This window comes from Serratia sp. 2880STDY5682894 (assembly GCF_001537385.1).
Classification (GTDB): Bacteria; Pseudomonadota; Gammaproteobacteria; order Enterobacterales; family Enterobacteriaceae; genus Serratia; species Serratia nevei.
This window is the reverse complement of sequence record NZ_FCJA01000020.1, coordinates 1-3,473: the sequence shown is the minus strand read 5'-3', so window position 1 is coordinate 3,473 and position 3,473 is coordinate 1. Positions and strand designations below refer to the sequence as shown.

The 3,473-nt window shown below is 56.1% G+C and carries 5 protein-coding genes; 3 read left to right on the top strand and 2 right to left on the bottom strand.

The window, feature by feature from the left end; translation table 11 throughout:
- Positions 1-104: 104 nt before the first annotated feature.
- Positions 105-623: a molybdopterin-guanine dinucleotide biosynthesis protein MobB gene (gene mobB / locus AWX27_RS24190; RefSeq protein ID WP_060425412.1), complete on the bottom strand. Its 519-nt coding sequence runs from the start codon at positions 621-623 to the stop codon at positions 105-107.
- Entirely contained in the window at positions 620-1,210 is a 591-nt protein-coding gene (mobA, locus tag AWX27_RS24185; RefSeq protein WP_060425409.1) for a molybdenum cofactor guanylyltransferase MobA, read from the bottom strand. The genes mobB and mobA overlap by 4 nt, the downstream gene beginning before the upstream one ends.
- Before the next feature lie 148 nt (positions 1,211-1,358).
- On the opposite strand from mobA, the gene AWX27_RS24180 reads away from it, so the two are divergent.
- The 3 genes from AWX27_RS24180 to dsbA all read left to right on the top strand — a co-directional run bounded on the left by AWX27_RS24180 (position 1,359) and on the right by dsbA (position 3,366).
- Positions 1,359-1,628, top strand: a complete 270-nt coding sequence (locus tag AWX27_RS24180) for a YihD family protein (RefSeq protein ID WP_004931268.1) — start codon at positions 1,359-1,361, stop codon at positions 1,626-1,628.
- 98 nt (positions 1,629-1,726) lie between these two features.
- Entirely contained in the window at positions 1,727-2,713 is a 987-nt protein-coding gene (locus tag AWX27_RS24175) for a serine/threonine protein kinase (protein WP_060425407.1), read from the top strand.
- Between the two features lie 29 nt (positions 2,714-2,742).
- Positions 2,743-3,366: a thiol:disulfide interchange protein DsbA gene (gene dsbA / locus AWX27_RS24170; RefSeq protein WP_004931264.1), complete on the top strand. Its 624-nt coding sequence runs from the start codon at positions 2,743-2,745 to the stop codon at positions 3,364-3,366.
- Positions 3,367-3,473 lie beyond the last annotated feature (107 nt).

Below are 3,473 nucleotides of genomic sequence, written 5' to 3'. Positions count from 1 at the left end.
TCTCCCCATGCGAGAGTAGGACACTGCCAGGCATCAAATAAAGCCGAAAGCCCTGAACTGACGTTCAGGGCTTTTTGCTATGCGTAAAACGCAAAAAAGCGCAGCTACGCTGCGCCGTTCAACCACTCGACAATAAAATCGGCGATGCTTTCCGGTTGATTGAGATCCAATTGCTTAGCCGCGATGGATAGCGGCCGATCGCTGGCTACCGCCACGACAAACTGATCCAGCATGCCTTCCAACGGTCTGCCGATCTCGGCCCGATAAAGCAGGATCTTGCTGACCGGCTCATGTTTGAACCCTTCCACCAGAATCAAATCGACCTTATCGGCATCAAAACGTTCTGCCAGGTAGCGCAGGTCCAAAGGTTGTTGTTCCGGCGTTTCGGTCATTAATGCCCAGCGGCGATCGCTGGCGACCAGCGTTTGGTCGGCACCCGCTTTGCGTAGCTCATAGCTGTCTTTGCCCGGCGTATCCACATCCATGTCATGATGCGTATGCTTTATCAACCCAACCCTCACCTGGCGCTGTTTCAGCATCGGGATCAGCTGTTTGAGCAGGGTGGTTTTTCCCGTTCCGCTATAGGCACCGATGGCCAGCAAGGGGGGCAATGAACGATTCATTTCTTTAGCTCTCGTGCTTGCTGCCAATTCCGGCAGTCTTCCGGCGTATTCAGATTATGAAATGCCGCTTGTTGCCCGCTGAACACCACGCGTTGTGCGTTAATCTGATGCAAGAACAGCATCAGCTTGCGTTCACCCCGCGTCAGATAGTCAGCCAGCTGCGGCGCTGTTTGGGTATGCAATAACGCCAGCGTAGGGTGATCTCGTTCACCATCGCTGGCAAAGGCCGCTGGCGCTGCGCCTTTTTGCTGCCATAGCTGCGCGACTAAGTCGGCGGGAAAGTCGGGGACGTCACAAGGGACGAAGGCCACCCACTCGTTGGGAGATTGCTTGAGCCCGGCGAGCATCCCGGCCAACGGCCCGGCGAAATCGGGCGTCAGATCGCCAATCACCGGCAAACCGCTCGCCTGGTAGCGTGCCTGATTGCGGTTGGCGCTGATGGCGACGGAAGCCACCTGCGGCCGTAACCGGGCCAGAACATACTGATAGAGTGCGATACCGCCAATCGACACCAGGCCTTTATCCTCACCGCCCATGCGCGTGGCTCGCCCGCCGGCCAAAATTACGCCGCTGATTTCTTTATGCATCTCGTTTATCCCGCCTTGTCGATGCGCTGATTGTAGCGCTAAAGCCGGCGTGACATCAGGATTTACCTTTATTGACAAGCCGGTTCTTTCACTGCGTGGGTAAGCCTGTTACTTTGTGAGTTTATTCATGCTATTGGACGATATTGAGATGAAAACGCATCGCGTAAATGAGTTGATCGAGCTGTTGCACCCGGCCTGGCAGGAAGATCCCGATCTCAATTTGATGCAGTTTTTGCAAAAACTGGCGAAGGAAGCGGGCTTCCAGGGCGAGTTGTCCGAGCTGAGCGATGATATTCTTATTTACCACCTGAAAATGCGCGGCAGCGCCGGCACGGATCAGATCCCGGGCCTGAAGAAAGATTACGAAGAAGATTTTAAAACGGCGCTGTTGCGCGCTCGCGGGGTTATTAAGGACTGACCTTCGTGCGGTGCGAGAAAGCATAGCTCGTGAAACGCGCCATTAATGCTACTATTTCTCATTCCCGGCACCGTGCTGTCAGCGATCAAACGAACGTTATGAATAACTCTGCTTTTAATTTCGACACTCTGTCGCCCGACTTGATTATGGACGCGCTAGAAGGGGTTGGCCTGCGCGTCGACTCCGGTCTGACGGCGCTGAACAGCTACGAGAACCGCGTCTATCAGTTTATGGACGAAGATCGCCGGCGCTACGTGGTGAAGTTTTACCGCCCGGAGCGCTGGAGCGCTGCGCAGATCGGTGAGGAGCACCAGTTCGCTCTGGATCTGGCGAAGGCGGAGATCCCGGCGGTAGCGCCGTTGGCGTTGCAAGGCGCTACGCTGCATACGCACGCTGGGTTCTTCTTTACCCTGTTCCCCAGCGTGGGCGGGCGGCAGTACGAGATAGACAACCTGGATCAGTTGGAATGGGTGGGTCGTTTCTTGGGGCGTATCCATCAGGTCGGTGGTGAGCGTTTGTTCGCCGAGCGGCCGACGATGGGGGTTGAAGAGTATCTCACCGCCCCGCGTCAGGTGTTGGCCGGTTGCGAGCTGTTGCCGGCAGCGCAGCGTGAGGGGTTCCTGCAGGCGACGGATAACCTGATCGCGGCGATCAAGCCGCACTGGCATCTGAACTGGCAGCCGCGCCGTTTGCACGGTGATTGCCATCCGGGCAATATTTTGTGGCGCGACGGCCCGCTGTTCGTCGATCTTGATGACGCACGTAATGGCCCTGCGGTGCAGGACTTGTGGATGCTGCTGCACGGCGAACGCCGCGATCAACTGATGCAGTTGGACGTCTTGCTGGAGGCGTACGGTGAATTTGCCGAGTTCGATCAGCGTGAGTTGGCGTTGATCGAGCCGCTGCGGGCGATGCGCATGGTGTATTACCTGGCCTGGGTCGCCCGCCGTTGGCAGGATCCGGCCTTTCCTAAGAGTTTTCCGTGGATGGCGGAGTCTGATTTCTGGTTGTCTCAGACTGCGGCCTTCACCGAACAGGTTAAGCTGTTGCTGGAGCCTCCTCTGCAGCTGACGCCAATGTATTGAAGCTTTAACACAATGGAGAGTTTAGTCTTATGAAAAAAATATGGTTGGCGCTCGTTGGCATGGTGATGGCATTCAGTGCCTCGGCGGCACAGTTTAGCGATGGCGCTCAGTACGTGACCCTGGACAAGCCGGTGACCGGCGAGCCGCAGGTGCTGGAGTTCTTCTCCTTCTACTGCCCGCACTGCTACCAGTTCGAGCAGGTCTATCACGTGTCTGAAAACGTGAAGAAGGCCTTGCCTGCCGGCACCAAAATGACCAAGTACCACGTGGAGTTCCTGGGGCCGTTGGGCAAACAGCTGACTCAGGCATGGGCGGTTGCGATGGCGCTGGGCGTGGAAGACAAAGTAAGCCCGCTGATGTTTGAAGCGGTACAGAAAACCCAGACCGTGCAAACGCCGGACGATATCCGTAACGTCTTCGTGAAAGCGGGCGTGACCGCCGCTGATTATGACGCGGCCTGGAACAGCTTCGTGGTGAAATCTCTGGTGGTTCAACAGGAGAAAGCCGCGGAAGATCTGCAGCTGCGCGGTGTGCCGGCGGTATTCGTGAACGGCAAATACATGGTTAAAAACGATGGCCTGGACACCAGCTCGATGGACGCGTACGTGAAGCAGTTCGCCGACGTGGTTAAATTCCTTAGCCAGCAGAAATAAGCCTGATTCAGCATGAAAAACGCCGGCATTGCCGTAATGCCGATCAGTTAAGGATCACTTGAACGATCCTGTCGCTGTGTAAGAATCCGTAATCTCTCTGAGATTAC